This window comes from Bradyrhizobium paxllaeri, from assembly GCF_001693515.2.
Lineage (GTDB): Bacteria > Pseudomonadota > Alphaproteobacteria > Rhizobiales > Xanthobacteraceae > Bradyrhizobium > Bradyrhizobium paxllaeri.
Genome location: NZ_CP042968.1, coordinates 6,440,071 through 6,461,901, shown reverse-complemented (window position 1 = coordinate 6,461,901; position 21,831 = coordinate 6,440,071). Strand labels below are relative to the sequence as shown.

At 63.9% G+C, this 21,831-nt stretch carries 17 protein-coding genes and 1 other RNA gene; 9 read left to right on the top strand and 9 right to left on the bottom strand.

All coding sequences use genetic code 11. The features are described 5' to 3' along the window. The first annotated feature begins 95 nt into the window (after positions 1–95). From LMTR21_RS30795 to LMTR21_RS30785, 3 genes are all read left to right on the top strand, one after another. Positions 96–2,141 (top strand): adenylate/guanylate cyclase domain-containing protein, encoded by a 2,046-nt coding sequence (locus LMTR21_RS30795; RefSeq protein WP_065752670.1) that lies wholly within the window; start codon positions 96–98, stop codon positions 2,139–2,141. Positions 2,142–2,239: 98 nt separating this feature from the next. After that, entirely contained in the window at positions 2,240–3,217 is a 978-nt protein-coding gene (locus tag LMTR21_RS30790) for a hydroxyacid dehydrogenase (protein ID WP_065752669.1), read from the top strand. A 76-nt stretch (positions 3,218–3,293) separates the two neighbouring features. Continuing rightward, complete coding sequence (locus LMTR21_RS30785) at positions 3,294–4,595, top strand: MFS transporter (protein WP_065752668.1); 1,302 nt, start codon at positions 3,294–3,296, stop codon at positions 4,593–4,595. A gap of 12 nt (positions 4,596–4,607) precedes the next feature. On the opposite strand, the gene LMTR21_RS30780 is transcribed toward LMTR21_RS30785, so the two are convergent. Together LMTR21_RS30780 and LMTR21_RS30775 are read right to left on the bottom strand one after the other, a co-directional pair. After that, positions 4,608–5,606 (bottom strand): M23 family metallopeptidase, encoded by a 999-nt coding sequence (locus LMTR21_RS30780; RefSeq protein WP_065752667.1) that lies wholly within the window; start codon positions 5,604–5,606, stop codon positions 4,608–4,610. Between the two features lie 108 nt (positions 5,607–5,714). Continuing rightward, positions 5,715–6,326 (bottom strand): TetR/AcrR family transcriptional regulator, encoded by a 612-nt coding sequence (locus LMTR21_RS30775; RefSeq protein ID WP_065752666.1) that lies wholly within the window; start codon positions 6,324–6,326, stop codon positions 5,715–5,717. Between the two features lie 108 nt (positions 6,327–6,434). Here LMTR21_RS30775 and LMTR21_RS30770 point away from each other — a divergent pair, with 108 nt between their 5' ends. From LMTR21_RS30770 to LMTR21_RS30760, 3 genes are all read left to right on the top strand, one after another. Beyond that, the gene (locus LMTR21_RS30770) at positions 6,435–7,667 is read left to right on the top strand and encodes a cytochrome P450 (protein ID WP_065752739.1); all 1,233 of its coding nucleotides are present in this window, start codon (positions 6,435–6,437) and stop codon (positions 7,665–7,667) included. 158 nt (positions 7,668–7,825) lie between these two features. Further along, entirely contained in the window at positions 7,826–11,479 is a 3,654-nt protein-coding gene (locus LMTR21_RS30765; RefSeq protein ID WP_065752665.1) for an AsmA family protein, read from the top strand. 224 nt (positions 11,480–11,703) lie between these two features. After that, entirely contained in the window at positions 11,704–12,387 is a 684-nt protein-coding gene (locus tag LMTR21_RS30760) for a hypothetical protein (RefSeq protein WP_141688267.1), read from the top strand. A gap of 118 nt (positions 12,388–12,505) precedes the next feature. Here LMTR21_RS30760 and LMTR21_RS30755 read toward each other — a convergent pair whose 3' ends face one another. Both LMTR21_RS30755 and LMTR21_RS30750 read right to left on the bottom strand, forming a co-directional pair. Continuing rightward, the gene (locus LMTR21_RS30755) at positions 12,506–13,447 is read right to left on the bottom strand and encodes a hypothetical protein (RefSeq protein WP_065752663.1); all 942 of its coding nucleotides are present in this window, start codon (positions 13,445–13,447) and stop codon (positions 12,506–12,508) included. Positions 13,448–13,595: 148 nt separating this feature from the next. Then, entirely contained in the window at positions 13,596–15,173 is a 1,578-nt protein-coding gene (locus LMTR21_RS30750) for an ABC-F family ATP-binding cassette domain-containing protein (RefSeq protein ID WP_065752662.1), read from the bottom strand. A 285-nt stretch (positions 15,174–15,458) separates the two neighbouring features. Here LMTR21_RS30750 and LMTR21_RS30745 point away from each other — a divergent pair, with 285 nt between their 5' ends. Next, a complete protein-coding gene (locus tag LMTR21_RS30745; protein ID WP_065752661.1) occupies positions 15,459–16,037 on the top strand; it encodes a tetratricopeptide repeat protein in 579 nt (192 codons plus the stop codon). Between the two features lie 54 nt (positions 16,038–16,091). Here LMTR21_RS30745 and LMTR21_RS30740 read toward each other — a convergent pair whose 3' ends face one another. From LMTR21_RS30740 to ssrA, 5 genes are all read right to left on the bottom strand, one after another. Further along, positions 16,092–16,352, bottom strand: a complete 261-nt coding sequence (locus tag LMTR21_RS30740) for a ribbon-helix-helix domain-containing protein (protein WP_065752660.1) — start codon at positions 16,350–16,352, stop codon at positions 16,092–16,094. Further along, positions 16,349–16,537 carry a DUF4169 family protein gene (locus tag LMTR21_RS30735; RefSeq protein WP_065752738.1) on the bottom strand — a complete coding sequence of 63 codons (189 nt, stop codon included), beginning with the start codon at positions 16,535–16,537 and terminating at the stop codon, positions 16,349–16,351. The genes LMTR21_RS30740 and LMTR21_RS30735 overlap by 4 nt, the downstream gene beginning before the upstream one ends. 272 nt (positions 16,538–16,809) lie before the next feature. Then, positions 16,810–18,225, bottom strand: a complete 1,416-nt coding sequence (gene fumC / locus LMTR21_RS30730) for a class II fumarate hydratase (protein ID WP_065752659.1) — start codon at positions 18,223–18,225, stop codon at positions 16,810–16,812. A gap of 72 nt (positions 18,226–18,297) precedes the next feature. After that, positions 18,298–18,822, bottom strand: a complete 525-nt coding sequence (locus LMTR21_RS30725) for an SspB family protein (RefSeq protein ID WP_065752658.1) — start codon at positions 18,820–18,822, stop codon at positions 18,298–18,300. Between the two features lie 141 nt (positions 18,823–18,963). After that, positions 18,964–19,321: a transfer-messenger RNA gene (ssrA, locus tag LMTR21_RS30720) on the bottom strand. 388 nt (positions 19,322–19,709) lie between these two features. Between ssrA and LMTR21_RS30715 the strand changes: the two genes are divergently transcribed. After that, a complete protein-coding gene (locus tag LMTR21_RS30715; RefSeq protein WP_065752657.1) occupies positions 19,710–20,210 on the top strand; it encodes a tripartite tricarboxylate transporter TctB family protein in 501 nt (166 codons plus the stop codon). A gap of 7 nt (positions 20,211–20,217) precedes the next feature. Beyond that, on the top strand, positions 20,218–21,783 hold the full coding sequence (locus LMTR21_RS30710; RefSeq protein ID WP_084030581.1) for a tripartite tricarboxylate transporter permease: 1,566 nt from the start codon (positions 20,218–20,220) through the stop codon (positions 21,781–21,783). Positions 21,784–21,831: the final 48 nt, after the last annotated feature.

Here is a 21,831-nt window from a genome sequence, read left to right as displayed (position 1 = left end):
CAGAGCCGTGTCCGAAGGCCGAAATGGCCTCGGTCGCGAAACAGACGTTGCTATGATTCCGTATTGCGGTAATCAGACCGTCTACGGGACCCCGCATGCGCCTCGGCATCCGCACCGCCATTTCCGCCCTCGTGCTGACGTCCATCGCCGTCAGCGCCGTCGGCGTGCATCTGCTGTGGTGGCGTACCGCCCATCAGGTCAGCCAGACGCTCGCCAACACCATCAACGACCAGATCGTCTCCGCGGTCGGCGACGAATTGCAATCGGTCACGTCGGAGGCGCGCTCCTCCATGATGGCGGTGCGGACGCTGCTGGCCGAAAAGGTGTTCGACCCGCGCGATGCCCGGAAACGCGAAGTCGTATTCCGGTCGCAATTGCTGTCGCAGCCGACCATCTCCTGGGTGGCGTTCGGGTGGCCGGACGGCTCGTTCTTTGCCGGCCACAAGCTCGGCAACAACGTCATCGAAATGCTCGAGATCACGCCCGACCGCAATTTGCGCATCAATCGCTACGAATTCGTCGGCGACGATCTCAAGCTCAAGGCAAGCTGGTTCGAGGATACCGACTATTCCGTGACGGAGCAGCAATGGTTTCGGGTCGTCAGGGAGACCAACGACGAACACTGGTCGACGCTGACGGTGCATCCGCGCGGCGACCGGCTGGCGGCGGCTTTCTCGGCGCCGGTCGAGATCGACAAGAAGCCGGCCGGCGTTGCCGCCATCATCATCGAGCTCACACGTGTTTCGAATTTCCTGTCGCAGCTCACGGTCGGCAAATCCGCCGGCGCCTTCATTCTCGAGCGGGACGGCAAGGTGGTGGCCTCGCCCGATCCCGATGCCAGCGAACTGGTGGAACTGAAGACCGATCATCCGCTGTTTCCGGTCGCGGTCGAGGCAATCAGGAACGCCGGCAGTGCCTATGAGCCCGGCGAAGGGCAGCCGTTCAATACGACGGTGAAGCGGGACGGCAAGGCCTATCAGGCGGTGATCACGCCGATTTCGTTTCCCGGCTGGTCGCTGGTGACGGTGGTGCCGGAATCGGAATTTCTCGGACCGGTGCAGATGACCATCCGGAACCTGCTGATTGGCCTTGCGGTGCTGATCATCTTCGCCGGGCTGGTGTCGGCCTGGCTTGCCCAGCGCCTGATCGCCGCGCCCCTGATCAAGGTGGTCAACGAGATCAGGCATGTCGAGCGTTTCGATCTCGACAAGGTGCAGCGGCATCCGTCGCGATTGACCGAGATCGGCAATCTTTCCGGCGCGATCGGCGACATGGCGCAGGGGCTGGCCGCGTTCCGCAAATACATTCCCGCCGACCTCGTCAAGCGCCTGATCAGCGACGGCAACGGCGCGCGGCTCGGCGGCGCGGTGCGGCCGATGAGCGTGATGTTCATCGATCTCGCCGGATTCACCGGCATGTCGGAACGCCTCGGCGACCGCATCATTCCGCTATTGTCGCGCTATTTCGACTGCGTGTCGGCGCAGATTCAAAATCAGAACGGCACCATCGACAAGTTTATCGGCGACGCCGTGATGGCGTTCTGGGGCGCGCCGTCGCTCAATCCCGATCATGCCGTCGACTGTTGCCGTGCCGCGCTGGCGTGCCGGCGTGCGGTGGAAGAGGCTGACCTCGTCGATGACCACGGCCAGCGTGCAAGGATCCGCATCGGCATCAATTCCGGCGACATGCTGGTCGGCAATATCGGATCGGAAGTGCGGCTGAACTACACCGTGATCGGCGACGCCGTGAATATTGCAAGCCGCCTGGAAAGCACCAACAAGGCGTATGGTTCCACCATCATCATCGGCCCCGAAACGCGAAGGCTCGCCGGCGACCGCATCGTGGTCCGCGAGCTCGACCGGCTCGCGGTCTATGGCCGCGCGGGGGGACTGCAGATCTATGAATTGCTTGGCATGGCCGGTGAGTTCGATGGCGAGCTCGACTGGGTAACTTCCTATGAAGCCGGCCTCGCTGCCTGGCGCGCGGGCGACTTCACAGCCGCGATCAATGGCTTTGAAAAGGTGCTCGAGGTCCGCAAGGACGATGCCGCGTCATCCCTGATGATCGAGCGCTGCCGGCAGCAACTCGAAAATCCCGCCGGCGCGGATTGGGACGGTACGACGGTCGCGCGAAGCAAGTAGCCGGCGCGGCCACCACCTTGCGCAGGGCGCAGGGCTTGGCCATAGATGTGCCGGTCGTGATCCGCATGCCGCGGCGATCGACAGGGAAGTTGCCAACGTTGAAAGTCCTGCTGACGCATACGCCGCAGTCCCGCGCGCAGTATTACGGCGAGCGCAGCCTTGCCGGGCTGCAGGCCATCGCGCAGATTAAGCTGCATGAGGCAAACGATGCGCTCGACGCCGCCGGCCTGATCGGGGCGGCTGATGACGTCGATATCATCGTCGCCGACCGCCTCACCGCGGGGCCGAGCGAGATATTTCCAAAACTGCCGAAGCTGCGCGCCTTCGTTCGCTGCGCCGTCGATATCCGCAACATCGATGTCGACGCCGCTTCCGCCGCCGGCGTGCTGGTCACGCGGGCCGGGCCCGGCTTCGTCCAGTCGGTTGCCGAGCTCGCGCTGGGCTTCATGGTCGATCTGTCGCGCGGCGTTTCGCGCGCCACTGCCGACTATCATGCCGCACGCAAGCCTGAAATCATCATGGGCCGGCAACTGGCAGGCAGCCGCCTCGGCATCATCGGCTACGGCAGCATCGGCCGTTACCTCGCCGACATCGCCAGGGTGCTGGGCATGGAGGTCCTGGTCGCCGATCCCTTCGCGACCGTCAGCGACGCCGCCATCCAGCATGTGCCGCTCGACGATCTGCTGACGCGCGCCGACTATGTCGTCTGTCTCGCGGTCGCCAACGAGCAAACCGAAAACCTGATCGGGCAGGCAGCGCTGGCGCGCATGCAGCGGCACGCCTTCTTCATCAACCTGTCGCGCGGCAATCTCGTTGACGAGGCGGCGTTATCGGCCGCGCTCCGCGACAACCGCATCGCCGGCGCTGCGATGGATGTCGGCCGCGCGCTCGACCAGATGCCGTCGCCGGAATTGGCAAAGCTGCCGAACGTTATCGCCACGCCGCACATCGGCGGCCTGACGCCGCCGGCGATCGAATATCAGTCGCTGGAAACGGTGCGGCAGGTGGAGAAGATTATCGCGGGTGAAATTCCGATCGGCGCGATCAATGCCGATCATTGGAAGCGCCGTCCTTGACCTCCGAAATCGCGGATGCCAGCGTGACGTTGTCAGGACAATCCGCAACAGCGCGGTTCAAAACGGTAACGCGGTGATGCGTCTTCCCTTCTTCTACGGCTGGCTGATCGTTGTGGTGACGTTCGTCACCATGGCGATCGGTGTCAATGCGCGGACGGCGTTCTCGCTGTTCTATCCGCCGATCATCGGCGAGTTCGGCTGGGACCGCGGCGTCACCGCCGGCGCGTTTTCGTTCGGCTTCGTGGTTTCTGCCGGCGTCAGTCCGCTGATCGGGCGGATGATGGATCGCGTCGGGCCGCGCGGGGTGATGGAGCTTGGCGTCGCGCTGATGGGCGGCGGGCTGCTGCTGGCGCCGCTGACGACGCAGCCCTGGCATCTCTATCTCACCATCGGCGTGATGGTCGGCGCGGGCAGCGTGTGCCTCGGCTATTCCGGGCAATCGCTGTTTCTGCCGAACTGGTTCCTTCGCCGCCGCGGGCTCGCCATGGGGCTCGCCTTTGCCGGCGTCGGCATCGGCTCGGTGACCTTGCTGCCGTGGGTGCAGCACATGATCGAGCAGACCGGCTGGCGCACCGCCTGCACTGCGATGGGCATCCTGGTGTTCGCTGTGCTCGCGCCGATCAATCTCTTCCTGCGCAAGCGCCCCGAGGATATCGGGCTATTGCCGGACGGCGACGCCGCGCCGTCGGCGACATCGGCCGCACCGGTTTCAAACGTCGTCGATCCCGTCTGGGCCGGCACCGACTGGACACTGCGCCGCGCGCTGCGCACCGCGCGTTTCTGGTGGATCTCGATCGGTTACTTCTCGGGTCTGTACATCTGGTACGCGGTGCAGGTGCACCAGACCAAATATCTGCTCGACATCGGCTTCAGCGCGAACGTGGCGGTGTGGGCGCTCGGCGTCGTCAGCCTGCTCGGGATTCCCGGCCAGATCTGGCTCGGGCATCTCTCCGACCGGATCGGGCGCGAATGGATCTGGGCCATCAGCTGCGCCGGCTTTGCGATCTGTTTCGCGGCGCTGATCGCGTTGAAATTCGCGCCGGTGCTGCCGCTGGTCTATCTCATGATCTTCACCCAGGGCGCGCTCGGCTATGGCCTGACCTCGATCATGGGCGCGGTGGTGCTGGAAATCTTTCAGGGCAAGCAATACGGCAGCATCTTCGGCACCATCATGCTGGCGGCGCTGGCCGGCGGCGCCGCAGGCCCATGGGCGACCGGGCTGCTCTACGATCTCTCAGGCAGCTACACGCTCGCCTTTGCGATCGGCATTGCCATCAGCATCCTGTCGGGGATCGCGATCTGGCGGGCATCGCCGGGCAAGGTGAGGGCGGTCGCGGGACAAATGCACAAGGTGCCAATCAAGCGCGGCGCAGGCTAGCAGGATGAGGACTCACCGCGGACGCGCTTCGATGTCGAAGGTCTTTCGCAGCACTTCCGCGCCGTCTCTGGTCACGCGGTATGTCGCGATGTAGCGGCCGGCGGGCCACGCTGCCTCGGTGCGCTTCTTGCCGGTGAGAATCAGGAACTGCGCCTTGTCGCGATCGAGCGCGGGAAGGTTGTTGGCCGCGAATGATACGCCGCCCGGGCCCTGCACCGCGAGGAATTGCTGGTCGCCGGCTTGCAAGCCGATGGCTCTCACATAAGCGACGAGCGCGTCCGAAGCTGATGTGACGGAATGCTTGCCGATTTCTCCTGATTCGACCAGTTCCATGGTCGGAGCGATGGCGGCAAAGCCGTAATCGATGATTTCGCGGGAGCGGTACTGCATCTGTTCGCCGAGCGAAGCAGCCCAGATCGACCGGCCGCTGCCGCAGGAATTCTCCGTCGCGCCATAGGCAAAGGGGTCCACGACCTTGCCACGATGCCGCACCGTGAAATGCAGATGGAAGAATTCGGTATCGCCGGATAGTCCGACTAGGCCGATCGGCTGCCCGGTCACGAGTTGATCGCCGACCTTGACCCGTACGCTGCCCTTGGCCATGTGGCAATATTGCGTGCGCCAGCCGCCTTCATGCTCGATGACCGCGCCGTTGCCGCATTCCTTCCCGGCAATGGCAGCCTTGCCCACGGTTTTGACCGAAACGTCGTCCATGTCGTTTCGCGTGCCGATGACGCGGCCGGGCGCTGCGGCGAGCACCTCTATTCCCTGTTTTTGTATTTCGAGGTTTCGGATCCTGATGTCGGTGCCATCGTGGCCATCATAGCTGCGTCCGCCGCAGCGATAGTCGCGGGCCTTGTCGGAAGCGTCGTGATCGACATAGCTCTGGAAGAAGCAGGTCAGGCCCGGCTGGCACTTGACGGGCAGCGCGAGCGAAATGACTTCCTCCGCCCTGGCGTCGAGCGTGGTGGCAAAGCAGAGCGAAATCAAAATCAGGTATTTCAGGCGCATCCCTCCGCGTGCAGCGAAACGATGCACAGGTTGGCGCGCGGAATGTGTCGAATATCCGATGTATCGTTCGCGAGCATCCGCGGGGCGCGCGCGGGGAGGACGTTTCACTCACGCCGCCGAAATGCCCATCGCCCGCTGCAGGTCGCCTATCGCGCGGAAAAAGCTGTCGGGCGCCGTCGTCTCGGGATCGATCAGGCGGTGCAGACGAAAACCATCCTCCAGTGCCAGCACCAGCGCGCCGGCCCATGTCGGGTCGAGAATCGTCTTTCTGCCGCTGTTCCTCGCCGTGGTCTCGATGATGTCGGTGACAAGCTTCCGCCGCGCGCGCAGCCGTTTGGCAAGTTCGGGACGGCGCTTTTCGGCGCGCGCCACGAACAGGATCATTTCCATGTGGAGCAGGGGAGAGCGGCCGAGCGGATCCTGCGCGCTGCGGTTCATGCTCTTCAGCGCATCGAGGAAATCCGGAAGGTTTCTGTGCCGCTCGAGCAAATCGCGGATGCGCCCGATCGATTGCTCGACGTGATCCTCGAGCATGGCGATGATCAGTTCATCCTTGCTCTTGAAGTTCGAATAGAACGCCCCGCGCGTGAAGCCGGCCGCCGCCGCGATCGTCTCGATGCTGGCGCCGCCGATGCCCTGTTCCTCGAACACGCGCGCCGCCGCCTCGAACAGCTTGTCGCGGGTATCGTCCCTGGTCGGTCTGGTTCGCACTCTTGACATCTGCTCAGTTTAGGCGAGAATGCAACTCAATACAACAATGTATCGAGTTTCGATCGATCGGCCCCGGGGGAAACGCGCTGAATGGCGCATAGCCAGCATGAGGTCACCATGAACGAGCATGTTCAGACAGCCAGCAGCGCTCCGTTGTTCAATCCGCTGGCCCCGGAATTCATCCGCGATCCCTATCCGCATTACGAGCGGATGCGCACCACCGACCCGGTGCATCTGACGTCGTTCGGGGCGTATGTGGCAAGCCGTCACGCCGAGGTCAGTCTCGTCATGCGCGACAAGCGGTTCGGCAAGGACTACGTCGAGCGCACCATTCGCCGCTACGGTCCGAAGATCATGGACGAGCCGGTGTTCCGCAGCATGAGCCACTGGATGCTGCAGCAGGATCCGCCGGATCATACCCGGCTGCGCGGGCTGGTGGTGAAGGCCTTCACCGCACGCCGGGTCGAGGACATGCGCCCGCGCATTCAGCAGGTCGTCGACGAGACGCTCGACCGCATCATCCCGCAGGGCAAGATGGACCTGATCGAGGATTTTGCATTCCGCCTGCCGGTCACCATCATTTGCGACATGCTTGGGATTCCCGAAGAGCATCGCGAAGCGTTTTATAACGGTTCGCGCGATGGCGGACGGCTGCTCGATCCGGTGCCGCTCTCGCCCGAGGAGATCAAGCAGGGCAACGCCGGCAACGTGATGGCGGCGATGTATTTCCAGCAATTGTTCGAGCTCAGGCGCAAGAACCCGGGCGACGACCTGACGACGCAACTGGTGCAGGCCGAGGAAGACGGCAGCAAGCTCACCAACGAGGAACTGACCGCCAACATCATTCTCTTGTTCGGCGCCGGCCACGAGACCACCGTCAACCTGATCGGCAACGGCCTGCTGGCGCTCTATCGCAACCCCGACCAGCTCGCGCTGCTCAAGGCCCGGCCCGAACTCATCACCAACGCCATCGAGGAATTCCTGCGCTACGATTCGTCGGTTCAGCTGACCGGCCGGGTGGCGCTGGAAGACATCGACGATCTCGGCGGCAGGCGTATCCCGAAGGGTGAGAGCGTGCTGTGCCTCCTCGGCTCCGCCAACCACGACCCGGCGGTCTATCCAGACCATCCGGAGCGGCTGGACATCACCCGGCCCAATGTGCGGCCGCTGTCCTTTGGCGGCGGCATCCACTTCTGCCTCGGGGCCCAGTTGGCGCGGATCGAGGCCGAGATCGCGATTTCGACCCTGCTGCGCCGGCTGCCGGACCTGCGGCTGGATGACGCTGTCAATGCGGAGTGGCGGCCGACCTTCGTGCTGCGCGGCCTGAAGCGCCTGCCGGCAAGCTGGTAATGCCCCCGAAACGGCGTTTGGTCGCGCGGCTCCGATTGGTCAGGGGGCCGGCCGCGATGGGCTGGGACTTGGCGATACTTGTCTCTATATTCCGGGCTGCTCCGGCGCCGGGTCCAGCGTGACGCGGCCTGCGCCGGGGCGGTTCAAGAGGAGACACCGTGCAGACGACGCTGCTCGGCCTGGCAATTGCCTTCATCATTGCGCTGATCGCCGCACTCGTCGGGCCGTATTTCATCGACTGGAGCCAGTTCCGGTCGCAATTCGAGGCTGAGGCGACGCGAATCATCGGCGCGCCGGTCCGTGTCGGCGGCAAGCTGGACGCGCGCCTGCTGCCGGCGCCGTCGCTGCAACTGCACACGGTCGCCGTCGGCGGCGCCAACGATCTCGGCAAGGTTCGTGCCGACAAGCTCGACGTGGAGTTCAGCCTGGGATCGCTGATGCGCGGCGAGGTGCGCGCCACCGAATTGACCATCAACGGCCTGTCGCTCGATCTCGGGCTCGATGCCAGGGGACGGATCGACTGGCCGGCAACGACCGGGACCGTCAATCTGGGTTCGCTGGCGATCGACCGGCTCAATCTCACCGGCCGCATCGCCCTGCATGATGCAGCGAGCCGTTCCACGCTCGAACTGAACGACATCGCCTTCAGCGGCGACGTCCGTTCGCTGGCCGGCTCGATCCGCGGCGACGGCAATTTCATGCTATCAGGCATCCGCTATCCGTTCCGGGTCTCGTCGGGGCAGGGTCCCGACGGCAACGGCACCCGCGTTCATCTCAACATCGATCCGGGCCAGCGTCCGCTCGCCATCGATCTCGACGGCGTTCTGAACTTCGATTCCCGCGCGCCGCGGTTCGAAGGCGCGATCACGCTGGTCGCTCCTCCCGGCCAGAAGGGCAAGGGCAACGATCCGCCGTGGCGCATCGCTGCGAAGGTCAAGTCAGACTATTCGGCGGCAAGGCTGGAACAGGTCGAGGTCACCTATGGCACCGAGGAGCGCGCGCTGAAGCTCGCGGGCAGCGGCGACGTTCGTTTCGGCGCGGCGCCGCTGTTGCGCGCGGCGCTGTCGGCGCGTCAGCTCGATGCCGACAGGTTCGTTACCAGGGAAAATGCAAAGGAAAATGCCGCCGAGCCGGTCCGCGCGTTGCCGGGGCTGCGGGCTCTTACGTCAGTCGTTCCGCAATTGCCGATCCCGGCACAAATCGAACTCGCTTCCGAGCAGGTCATGCTCGGCGGGCGCCCGTTGCAGGACATCGCGGCCGAGCTCGAAAGCGACGCCGGGTTCTGGCGCGTCCACAGGCTGGAGTTCCGTGCGCCCGGCGCGACCCGGGTCTCGCTAAGCGACGCCGGCATGAAGAGCGCTGCGCCGGACCAGTTCAAGGCCACGCTCAATATCGATTCCTCCGATCCCGAGGCGCTGTTGACCTGGCTGCAGGGCCGCAGCGACGGTGCCTTTCGCAGCCAGAAGCCGCTTCGCCTGCGCGGCGATCTCACCGCGGCGCCCCAGGGTTTTGCCATCGACGCCATGAAGGCCGACATCGAGGGCGGCACGGTAGAGGGGCGGGTGGCGGTCTCGCACCGGCAGGTGGATCGCGGCTCCCGGGTCGATGCGGAATTGAAGGCGGAGCGTCTCGATCTCGATGCCGCCACCGCCTTTGTGCGGTCGCTGGCGGGACCGCAAGGCGAGTGGCCGGATGAAGGAAGGCTTTCGCTCGACATCGGCCGCGCCACCTCCGCCGGGCAGGTGCTGAGTCCGCTGCTCGCCAGGCTGGCCTACTCGCCGGCGAAGCTATCGCTCGAGCAGTTGAAGATCGGCGAGTTTGAGAATGTGGTATTGGACGGCGCCGGCAATTTCGATCGCGTCAACGCGAGTGGATGGTTCGTGCTCAATTCGAACGCCCCCACGCTCGGTCGGTTGACCAGCCTGATCGTCCCGTTTTCACCGGCGCTGGCCGCGCGGCTCAACGCGATGGGGACCATCCCGGGCCCGGCGCGCCTGAAGCTGGCGCTCGACCTCACGGTGAATGCCGGGCAGCCCGATCGCGTCCAGGCACGCGCCACAGCTGATCTCGAATCGAAGGCACTCAAGGGCGTTATCACGATCACCGCCAAGCCGGCCATTGCGGCGATCCAGGGCATCGATCTCGCCGCACTCCGAAACAGCGAAGTCGGGATCGAGTCGAAATTGTCGTCCCAGCAGGGCCGGGCCTTGCTGGCCTTGCTCGGCCTCGATCGCACCGTCATGGCGGGTGACGGCCCGGCGCAGTTCGAGGGCACCGCGACGGGCGCCTGGGGCGCGCCGCTGCGGCTCAAGGCAAAGATCTCGGCGGCGGGCCTCGATGCCGAAGCGGAAGGCTCGGCCGAACCATGGGAACAGGAGGCGAGGGCCGACCTCGCCTTGAAGGTAGGCCGCGCCGATTTCGCTCCGCTGCTCGACCTCAAGCCGGCGGATACGCTGGCGCAGAACATCGGCCTGTCTTCGCGCGTGCAGCTCGCCGGCAACAGGCTGACCTTCGACGACCTCGACAGCAGCATCGGCGGTTCGCGCCTGCGCGGCCGCGTGGCGGTGACGCTCGGCGAGGAAAAGGAGATCGAGGGTGAAGTCGGCGCCGAGCAGCTCGCGCTGGCGCCGGCCTTTGCCCTGGCGCTCGGTGCCGCCGGACACGATCCCGGCGAGCCGCTCGGCACCGGGCTCGCGAAGGGCTGGCGCGGCAGGATCGCGTTTCAGGCGCTGCGCGGCCTGCTTCCGGGCGGAAGCGAATTGCAGCCGGTGAGCGGCGTGGTCAAGAGCGACGGCCGGGCGCTGACCATCGATGACATCAAGGCCAGGATCGGCGGCGGCGATGTTGCCGCGAGTGTCGATGCAAGGCCGGGCGACAACGGAATTACGGTGAATGCGAGCGTCCAGCTCTCCGGCGTGGACGGCACAGCGCTGCGCTACCGTAATCTCGCGATGCCCGGCGGCCGCGCGTCGCTGCAGATGACACTGTCGAGCCAGGGCCGCAGCGCCTCGGCGCTGGCGGGCGCGCTGTCGGGCAGCGGAACGCTGACGCTGGAGGCGGCCAGGATTGCCGGTCTCGATCCGCGCGCGTTCGAAGCGGCGGTCCGCGCCAATGACAGCGGGCAGGCCAAGGACGACGTCCGCTTGAAGCAGATCGTCGAGGGCGCGTTGCCGGCCGGCGCGCTCGCGGTGCCGTCGGCGCAGATCCCGTTCACCATCCGGGACGGCCGGCTTCGTGTCGGCGCCACCACGCTGGACGGCAATGGCGTGCGGGCGATCGTCTCCGGCGGATACGATATTGCCGCCGATCAGGCCGATATCCGCACCGCGCTTTCGCTGACGATGACGACCGGGAAGCCGGAGATTCAATTGCTTGCAGTCGGCACGCCCGACGCGCTGAACCGCAGCGTCGACGTCGCACCCTTGTCGTCGTGGCTGGCGGTGCGCGCGATCGATCACGAGACGCGAAGGCTCGATGCCATCGAACGCGGCGAGCCGCCGCCGCCGGCGCCGCCGCCGATCGTGCTGCCTGCGGAGGGTTTTTCACCGATCCAGGAAGCGACGCCGCCGAGCGCGCCGGTGACCCCGGCGCCAAAGGGCCGCGAGCGGCGGCCTCCGGCGAAGAAGGCGACGCCGCAGCGCTCGCCCGTCGTCAATGCGCCGCCTGCGCCCGTTGCTGGCGCGCCGCAGGTTGCGCCGCTGCCGCCGCCGATCGACGTCAAGCCCGCGCCGGGCGCCGCCAAGGCGAGGCCGCCGCGTCCGCCACTGGCGCTGACGCCGCAGGTCGCCAATCCGCCGCCACGCTCGAATTAGGGCCACGGACTTGTTGGCACGCTGCAATAGGCAGCGGTTCGCTTTTGAGGCAAAGCAGGCATCAATGATAGGCAGCGCGCGCAGACCCGGTCGAAAATGACCCGTTGCGGACGTTCACTTGTTCATTGAAAATTGAGCATGCGGCAATGCCGGCAGTTGACGCGATGTAACTCCGCAACCAAAAGACGACGGCTAGTGCGCCCAGATACAATCAGAGGATGGACATGCGTCGTACTACGTTCGCTTTCCTCCTTACGCTGTTTTTGGCTGCGACTCTCGCCTTAAGTTACATTCTTGCATTCGGATCTGGCGAAGCTACTTGCATAGTTGCTGATGCAGTCAGATTACAGGTAAACGGGATCGAGTATCGTATTCCGGCTGCGCTTCAGCCGCATTACTCGCCTGAACGGGCTTTACCTACGCGGGACTATTTTCAGAATAATTTCCGAACCAAGCAATATTGCCAATCTCCGCAGAGCCCACCGGTAGTAGTTGACAGCATTTCCTTTCCAATGAAAAGCCTCATTGCTTGGGCTCGCGAGGATGCCGACCGCGCTGAACTCGTCGGTATTTTTCCCCTGGCTATCAATAGTTCGCTTCGCGCAAACGTTCCTGTTGCAGAAGGTGGCCAAACAACGCCGGACGGCTTGTTTCGAAAAATCGTTCAAGGGCCAAGGTTTGAGATCACTTCGATCGAGCCCATCTTTTTCGGCTCCATGATTAATGCAGTTTGTGGTCCCGCTGGGACCGAGCAACCAAGCAACCAATGTATGATCTGGGGCCGGCTCCGCGACGGATCACTCGTAAAGCTTGGCGTTCTCGACACCGAGAAGCCGATCGATGTTTGGCCGCGTATGTTGCGGCAGGTCGAGGCTTTTATTTCGTCTATGGCTATTGGCGTTCGATAGAACGAAGGAACACTGAGCGAAGAACGCCATCCGTCAGCTTTAACGCCTAAGCGGCGGTAAACTGCTTGCTCGAACAGCCTGCAACTTCAGCTAATGGCCCAACCCGAACCTCCGCGCGTCAATAAACGTGCACGGGGAGCGGGGCGCCGGCCGGACCGACCAGCAGGCCCCAGGTCTCGTCGGCAGCGACCTCGAACTCCCGGCTCTGCGCCGCGCCGTTCGCGACCTTGAGGGCGACCTTGTATTTGCCCGGCGGCAGATCGATCTCCGGGCTATCGGGCGATTTGCGTCCGGTTTCAGGATCGTCCGTCAAGTCGCGTCCGGCGCGAGCCGCCAACTTGATGGTCTGCTCGTTGATGGTGATGACGGTCTCTTCATCGGTGGCGTTGCCGAGCCGCAGCCTTACCTGCCCCGGCCGCGGCAGGATGCCGGCATTCGCGGCGGCGGACTTATGCCGCGACAGGTCCGCGATCGTCCTGTGGTCCTGATAGACAAGGCGGAGCAGCGCCGGTCCATCTGATGTCGTGAACGCGATCACGGCCCGGTCCGGCTCGACGAGCGCGTCGCCATTCTCCGTCCAGCCGCGCTTGCTCAGCGCGCCGCGATAGAAGCCGAGCGCAGCCGCGAGATCGAGCGGCGTCTCGACGTGAACCGACACGATGAACCGTGAGTTCTTCGCCGTCCTGAGGACCCAGGGCTTGGGCACCGGCAGCCCGGTGTCGGGATCGTCGCTCGCGGCCTCTACGGGTGCCGTGACCGAGGCGGCGCAGAACAGGCGCCTGGCGATGTAATTCTGCGGACAATGGGCAACGGCCCATGACGTGACGTCGACGTAGCTTGGCTGGAACGTCGGAGGCGAACTCGACGGAGTGGTGAATATCGGGGTCCCTTGGCCGATGCTTTTCGATGACCGTTGGTAGGTGCAGCTGATGAACTTTGAAAAACCACTGTCACAATGATGAAGGAGATCCAGGCGCTGATTGAGCATCGTGGCCGCGACGATTGTCACGACGGCCAGGCCGCCGCCGATATGCAAGATGTTTTTCGTTAGACGATTCATCGCCGGATTCCCATCTCTCCGAGAGCCTTTATGAGAGCCTCTAAGAGCCGGGCTCAGGTGCTCATCATGAGCTTAGTGGCATTGGTCACGTAAAACGTTCATCGCGCATTTATCGCTTGATTCCTCCATCGATTCTCGGTGCGCAGGCCTAGCCGGGCACGATTTCCCTTTCGATCCCGATCGCCCGCAAGAATGCCTCGTCGTGGCTGACCACGATCAGCGCGCCGTCGAATCCTTTCAGCGCGCCCTCCAGCTCCTCGATCGAAGCGAGATCGAGATGGTTGGTCGGCTCGTCGAGCAGCAGCAGAAATGGCGGCTGCGGGCGCGCGAACACGCAGGCGAGACCTGCGCGCAGCCGCTCGCCGCCGCTGAGCGTCGATGCGATCTGCAGCGCTGCCTTGTTACGGAATGCGAAGCGCGCCAGCGCCGCGTGCGCTGCGTTGGCCGAGAGCTCCGGATTGAGGCGTCGCAGATTATCGAGAATGCTCATTGCGGGATCGAGCAGGCCGATGTGCTGGTCGAGCACGGCAATACGCTCGGTGCGGCGAGCGACGTCGCCGCTCGCAGGTTTCAGCTCGCCGATTAGCAGGCGGAACAAGGTGGTCTTGCCGGAACCGTTGGCGCCGCGCACGGCGATCCGCTCAGGTCCGCGTATGTCGAACGACAGCGGTCCGAACAGGCGGCGTTCGCCGAAGGTCATCACGACGTCCCTGAACGCAACGAGTTCGCGGCCGCCAGGCAGATCGGTGCGCGGCAGATCGATCGACAGCGGCGTCAGGATCTCGACCTGCGCCTTCGCCGTCTCCAGCGCCTCGGTGCGCTCGCCGAGCAGGCGGCCGGCGAGGTGGCTGTCGCGCGCGGCGCTGTTCTCGGCGCGCTCCTTCTCGCGGTCCATGAACATCTTGTCCTCGATGCCCTTGGCGCGCCAGGCGCGGCCGGCCTTGTCGCGGCGCGCTTTCTTTTCCCGCGCCTTCTGCACCGCGCGCTCGGTATTGCGCAGGGCATCCGAGGCGCGTTCGAGATCGTCGGCGGCGCGGGCGCGGGCGGCGTCACGCGCTTCGGCAAAGGCCGGCCATGCGCCGCCGAATATCGTGATGCCGACCGGCGTCAGTTCGACGATGCGGTCGACGCGTTCGAACAGTGCGCGGTCGTGGCTGGCGACGAGGACGCCGCCCTGCCAGCGCTCGAGCAACTGCGCCACGGCCTGCCTGCCGTCGGCATCGAGGTTGTTGGTGGGCTCGTCCAGCAGCAACAGGTCCGGCGCCTCGATCAGGAGGCGCGCCAGCGCGACCCGCGTCCGCTCGCCGCCGCTCAGGGAGACGATCGGGCGGTCCAGCGGCAGTGACGGCAATCCGGCTTCGGTCAGCGCCGCCTGTATCCGCGTTTCCAGCGTCCAGTCCGCCTGCGCGGCGTCATCGAGCGATCCTTCGCCGTGGTCGAGCCGCTGCAACCGGGCAAGACCGCCCGTGACGCCGAGAGCCTCGTCGACCGTCAGCCGTTCATCGGTCAGTTGCGCCAGCATGCCGATCGAGCCGATGCGCTGCAGCGATCCGCCGGCGGGTTCGATGTCGCCCGCGATCAGGCGCAGCAAGGTGGACTTGCCGCTGCCGTTGCGGCCGACAAGGCCGGTTCGCTCGCGGCCGATCGCGAGCGTCAGTCCATCGAACAGCGGGCGTCCGTCAGGCGTGATGAGGGATATGGAATCCAGAACAAGGAGGGCAGGCATGGAGAGCTTCCGAAAATGGACGGAGGTCGCGAGGCGGGGTCAGCTTTGCGATGTCCATTTCTCTCTCCAGGGATTCCCGATAGGGCGTCTTCAGATCGTATTCGATGTTCCGCCAACTGCCCTTGCGGGGGAACTGTGACGCCCATCAACTAGATACGCATTCCTCCAGCCTGCCGCAAGGCGCAACGCTTTCCAGGCGAGTGGCGGGAATACTTCGCGTGCGGCGGGGTCAGTACCTGCGGCTGGACCATGGTTTCACTGACGTAAGGAAAATCGGAGGTTCGCATGATGAAGTCGGCCATCAAGCTTGCAACGCTGGCCATGTTTTCAATGGTTCTGATCGCTTCGCCGCCATCCGTTCCGGCCTTTGCCGCAGGCGGCGGTGGCGACCCGCCCTCGGCCGCCCCGCCGCCGCCCAACACGGGGGCGGGTCCGAAGTCGAGCTCGAAAGCCAAGAAGAAGACCAACAAACAGTCGAGCGCCGACGATGCCGCGTTCAGGCAGGGGTATCGCGCCGCGCATGCAACGATCTACGAACGACAGGACTACGCCGACGCCATCGCGCAGCTGAAGGCGCTCGGCCGCGACGACAACGCCAACGTTGCCAACCTGATCGGCTATTCCTATCGCAAGCTCGGCGACTACAGTCTGTCGCAGACTTGGTACGAGCGCGCGTTGAAGGCGGACCCGAAGCACGTGCTGACCTGGCAGTATTATGGCCTGTGGCAGATCGAGCAGGGCAATCGCGACCAGGCGTCGTATCATCTGACGCGGATCGCGGCGATCTGCGGCACCGGCTGCGAGGAGTATCGGTCGCTGGCCGCGGCGCTCGAAAAGCCGCCCGGCACCGGACTCGTTTATTGAGCCCTGCGATGAAGCGGGCGGGCGCGCCGTGTAACGCGCTCGCCTGATCGAGGTCTAAGCCTGCGGCCGCGGTGCGTCCGGCGGCGCGGCGGCCGGCATGGCGCGGGTGCGGAAGTAGTCGAGCACGAAGAGGCGGATCGCCGAGGACAGATTGCCTTGCTGGCGGTTGCCGTCGATCTCGCCGACCAGTTCGGACAGCGTCATGTTCCGCAGGCCCGAGATTTCCTTCATGCCGTTCCAGAAAGCCTCTTCGAGGCTGACGCTGGTCTTGTGGCCGGCGACGACGATCGAGCGCTTGACGACGGGTGACTTCATGACGCCTCTCCGTCATCGAGCTTGTGTTGGTCCAGAAGATCGGCAGCGCGATCCTTGCGACGTTCGTCGAGCGTGCGTTCGGCTTTGGTCCGGCCAAACCGCGCGCGGTTGGCATCGGCCTGCTTTGCCGATTGTTCCCGTTCGTTACGCTTCTTGAATCGCTTCAGATTGATCACGTCTCCCATGCTCGTCTCCATCATCCGGCGACTCGAAGGCATGATGATTCATGGGGCAGAAAAAAGTCGCGTAGCACGCAAGCAAATTGAATGGTCATCCGGAATCCCCGTGTAGCGCTCATTGATAGCATCAAAAAATAAATTTCGCTCTGCGAAAAACCGAATAATTCCTGCTCCTACCATGCATCAACGCAATCGCGATAGATGATCAACCTCATTCTTCCGATATGATCCATAATTTCTAGCTCTCATCCGTAGTTTCCCGGGGGGCGATGCGGCCATCAGCCCGGGTGTGTCATTTTGTCCGGCTGCACCAGGCGTTCGAATTCTGCGGCGTCCACAAAGCCGAGACGCACAGCCTCTTCCTTCAACGTCGTTCCACGTGCGTGAGCTGATTTGGCGACCTTCGCCGCGTTGTCGTATCCGATCTTCGGCGCCAGCGCGGTGACCAGCATCAGCGATCGCTCCATCAACTCGCGGATTCGCTTTTCGTCGGCGCGGATGTCGACGACGCAATGCTCGGTGAACGAGCGCGCCGCGTCCGACAGCAGTTGAATGGAATGTATCATACAATATGCCAGCACCGGCTTGTAAACATTCAATTCGAAATGCCCCTGGCTGCCGGCGACGGTGATGGCCGTCTGGTTGCCGAACACTTGGCAGCACACCATGGTCATCGCCTCGCACTGCGTCGGGTTCACCTTGCCGGGCATGATCGATGAGCCCGGTTCGTTTTCCGGCAGGATTAATTCGCCGAGACCGGAACGCGGGCCCGATCCCAAGAGGCGAATGTCGTTGGCGATCTTGAACAGGCCGGTCGCCACCGAATTGATTGCGCCGTGCACGCTGACATAGGCGTCGTTGGAAGCCAGCGCCTCGAACTTGTTGGGCGCGCTGGTGAAGGGCAGCTTGGTGATTTTCGCGACCTGGCTTGCGAACAGTTTGGCAAATTTCGGCTTCGAATTGAGGCCGGTTCCAACCGCGGTGCCGCCTTGCGCCAGCGGGAACAGTTCCTTCACCGCCGTCCGCAGCCGCGCGATCCCGCTCTCGACCTGCGCGGCGTAGCCCGAGAATTCCTGCCCCAGCGTCAGCGGCGTTGCGTCCTGGGTATGGGTCCGCCCGATCTTGACGATCTTGGCGAACGCCTTCTCCTTCTTGCGCAATTCGCGATGCAGTTCGTCGAGCGCCGGAATCAGGTCGGCGATGATGCGTTCGGCGGCGGCGATATGCATCGCCGTCGGAAATGAATCGTTCGACGACTGGCTCATGTTGACGTGGTCGTTGGGATGAACCGGCTCCTTGGCGCCGAGCTTGCCGCCGAGCAACTCGTTGGCGCGGTTGGCGATCACCTCGTTGAGGTTCATGTTGGTCTGGGTGCCGGAGCCGGTCTGCCAGACGACCAGCGGAAAGTGATCGTCGAGCTTGCCGTCGATTACCTCGCGCGCGGCGCGGATGATGGCGTTGGCTTTGCGCGCATCGATCAGTCCGAGCTCCAGGTTGGTCTGGGCGGCGGCGAGTTTGACGAGGCCGAGCGCATGGACGATCGCCAGCGGCATGCGATCCTGGCCGATCTTGAAATTCTGCCGCGAGCGCTCCGTCTGCGCGCCCCAGTACCGATCGGCGTCAACGTCGATCGGACCGAAGCTGTCGGTCTCGCTGCGGGTGGAATTGTTTCGAGATGTTTCTGATCGAGCCATGTGTAATGTCCGTTGCGCCGTGAAATGGCGGAACGTGTACACTACAGCGAGGCGGAGCTTCCCGCGCTTAGATTATTTCTTGCGAAAACGATCCAGCCGAACCACTTCCGCGCCTTCGCTCGTCTTGGCTGGCTCGTCCTTGCTTTCCGCGGCGGGCTCGGGCTCCGGCGCGGCGACGGGCAGGGCGGACGCTGCCGGAACCGCCGGCAGCTTCGCCGCGGGCGGCGCCTCGGCGATGGTTTCCGACGGCTCGAATTGCAGGCCGAACTGCACCGACGGATCGAGGAAGCTCTTGATCGCGGCGAACGGCACCACCAGCCGCTCGGGAATGCCGCCGAACGACAGGCCGACCTCGAAACGATCCTCCATCACCACCAGATCCCAGAACTGATGCTGCAGGATGATCGTCATCTCTTCCGGATATTGCGCCAAAAGCCGCGGCGAGAGCTTCACGCCGTCGGCGGTGGACAGGAAGGTGATGAAGAAATGATGCTCGCCGGGCAGGCCGTGTTCGGCGGCGTCGGACAGCACGCGGCGCAATACTCCGCGCAGCGCGTCGCGCGCCAGCACGTCATAACGGATATGATCGGTTGCCATGGTCGTCCTGTTACGTCTGTGGCCGCCGGTCCCCCGACTCGCCCCTTTGCCCCATGCTACCCCGGCGGGAGCCGCAGGTCAGCAGGCGCGACGGATCGAATTTGCAGCAACGGCTCCGTCGGCCGAAAATGAAAGAAATTAAGTGGAGGCTTCTGTTGCCAGGTGCCTCCGGACCCCGCCTAGCGGAGCTTAACCCGCTAGGACTTTAGATTGGTCTTTCAAACTGCGTTACGCAGCCTGAGCAACCGGAGCATAGTTGTCGTTTGCAACTATTGCATGGCCCGATATCGGCGGAACCATACCGAGAAAAAACGCGCCCTTTACGCCCTCGTCGATCCTGTTTCGCCCCCGCCGGAACCCAACCCTTTCGGGGTGGGCTTCGGTGGAGGCGCCGGGTACTGCCCCCGGGTCCGAATGGTTTATTGCGACGGTCATTTATTTCCATAGCCGGCGAACCGGCACGCCCAATATAGGGTGCAAGTCGGAAGAAAAACAGGGCCGAGGACGCTGAACGGGACCGGAACGAGGCCCTGGACTTTCGGTTTGATGTCGTCCAGTTGCGGTTTCGCCACGGATTCGATCATTGCCGAAATGTAATGGGCGTCGTGGACCTCCGGGGCCCGCATCCGTGCTAGCCCGGCCAGCGCGGGTCGTGCAGCCTAATGGCCCGTCGTCCGGGGGTACTGCGGCGATGCAATCGCAATGGTTGCGGTCGGTGGCCCGTCGGCGGGCTTGATTATGGTCTTGAGGCGTCATTTGCCGTTCGGCCCAAAACCGTTTTTGGTTTTGCTGGCGTTGTCCGACGAAAGTCGCTAGCAAGTTTCCGGGACAAGCTTTCAAGTTATCCAAACAAGCGGGCGTATCCGCCTTTTGGGGGAGGAGTATCGATGAACGCTACGCCGGGCCAAGCGCCGGTTAAATCCATCATGCCGAAATGGGTTCGGAATCCGCAGGAATTCGTCGGCGGGATTGCCCTGATGGCGATTGCCGCGTTTGCCCTCTGGGCATCGAGCGACCTGCAGGGCATGCGCGGCTTTTCGTTCGGTGCCGGTACTGCGCCGCGGATGTTCGCGTTCTTGCTGCTGGGACTGGGCGCCCTGATCGCCATCGTTGGCGTTGTCACCGAAGGTCCTCATCTTGCGAAATACCATTGGCGGGGACCTTTCTTCGTAACCGTCGCGATTTTGACGTTTGCTTTCACGATCCGGTCCATGGGGATGATCTTTGCCGCCATGGCCAGCTTCCTCATCGCGGCATGCGGGACACCGGAGACGAAGTGGGTGGAAACGGTGATCGTTGCCGTCTGCCTGACGACGTTTTGCAGCCTGTTGTTTCCGTATGCGCTCGGCCTGCCTTTGCAGCTCCTGCCGACTTTCATGATCCGGTGAGGGCGTGATGGGAGATATCTTCACAAATCTTGGACTCGGTTTCGGCGTCGTTTTCCAGTTCGTGCAGTGGAGCCCCGCTTTTCTTGGCGGCGCATCCATTCCGATCCCGGTCAACATTCTCCTGTGTCTGATCGGCGCGCTGGTCGGCACGCTGGTCGGCGTGCTGCCGGGCATCGGCACCATCGCCACCGTCGCCATGCTGCTGCCGATCACCTTTGGTCTGCCCCCGGTAGGCGCGCTGATCATGCTGGCCGGCATCTACTACGGCGCACAATATGGCGGTTCGACCACGTCGATCCTGGTGAACATTCCAGGCGAGGCCGGTTCTGTGGTCACCGCGCTCGACGGCTTCCAGATGGCGAAAAAAGGCCGCGCCGGTCCGGCGCTCGCGATCGCCGCGATCGGATCGTTCTTCGCCGGCTGTGTCGCGACCGTGCTGATTGCGCTCCTGGGCGCGCCGCTCACCAGGGTGGCGCTGGCGTTCGGTCCTGCCGAATACTTCTCGCTGATGGTGCTCGGCCTGATCTTCGCGGTTGTGCTCGCGAAAGGCTCGGTGCTGAAGGCGATCGCGATGATCGTGATGGGCCTGCTGCTGTCCATGGTCGGGTCCGACATCGAGACGGGCGCGTCCCGCATGGCCTTCAACATTCCCGAACTGGCTGACGGTCTCGGTTTTGCCACGCTGGCGATGGGACTGTTCGGGTTTGCGGAGATCATTCGCAATCTCGATGCCGGCGGCGAAACCGATCGCAAGCTGGTTCAGGAGAAGGTCTCGGGACTGATGCCGACGGGGAAGGATCTCAAGGAGTCGACCCCTGCGATCTTGCGCGGCACCGTGCTCGGATCGATTCTCGGCATCCTGCCAGGCGGTGGCGCTACGATCGCATCGTTCGCGGCATACACGCTTGAGAAGAAGGTCGCGAAGAATCCCTCGAGGTTCGGTCATGGCGAAATCCGCGGCGTCGCAGCGCCCGAGAGCGCCAACAATGCGGCCGCCCAGACCTCCTTCATCCCGTTGCTCACGCTCGGCATCCCGCCCAACGCCGTCATGGCGCTGATGGTCGGCGCGATGACGATTCACGGCATCGTGCCGGGTCCGCAGGTGATGCAGAAGCAGCCGGATCTCGTGTGGGGCATGATTGCCTCGATGTGGGTCGGCAATCTCATGCTCCTCATCATCAACCTGCCGATGGTCGGGATATGGGTGCGGCTCCTGCGCGTGCCGTATCGCCTGATGTTCCCGTCCATCGTCATCTTCTGCTGCATCGGCATCTACTCCGTGAACAATGCGCCAACGGATGTCATGATCGCCGGCGCCTTCGGCCTGGTCGGCTATTGGCTGATCAAGCACGATTTCGAGCCGGCGCCTTTGCTGCTCGGCATGGTGCTTGGGCCGCTGATGGAAGAGAACCTGCGGCGGGCGCTGTTGATCTCGCGCGGCGACTGGTCAGTCTTCCTGACGCGGCCGCTGTCGGCGGTGTTGATGGCAATTGCCGCAGCGTTGCTGGTCCTTACGGTACTGCCAGCGCTCCGCAAGAAGCGCGACGAGGTTTTCGTCGAGTCGGAGAACTGACCTGCGTCGGTGCGCCGCAGCCCGAAGTCTGGTCGACTTCGGGCTAAT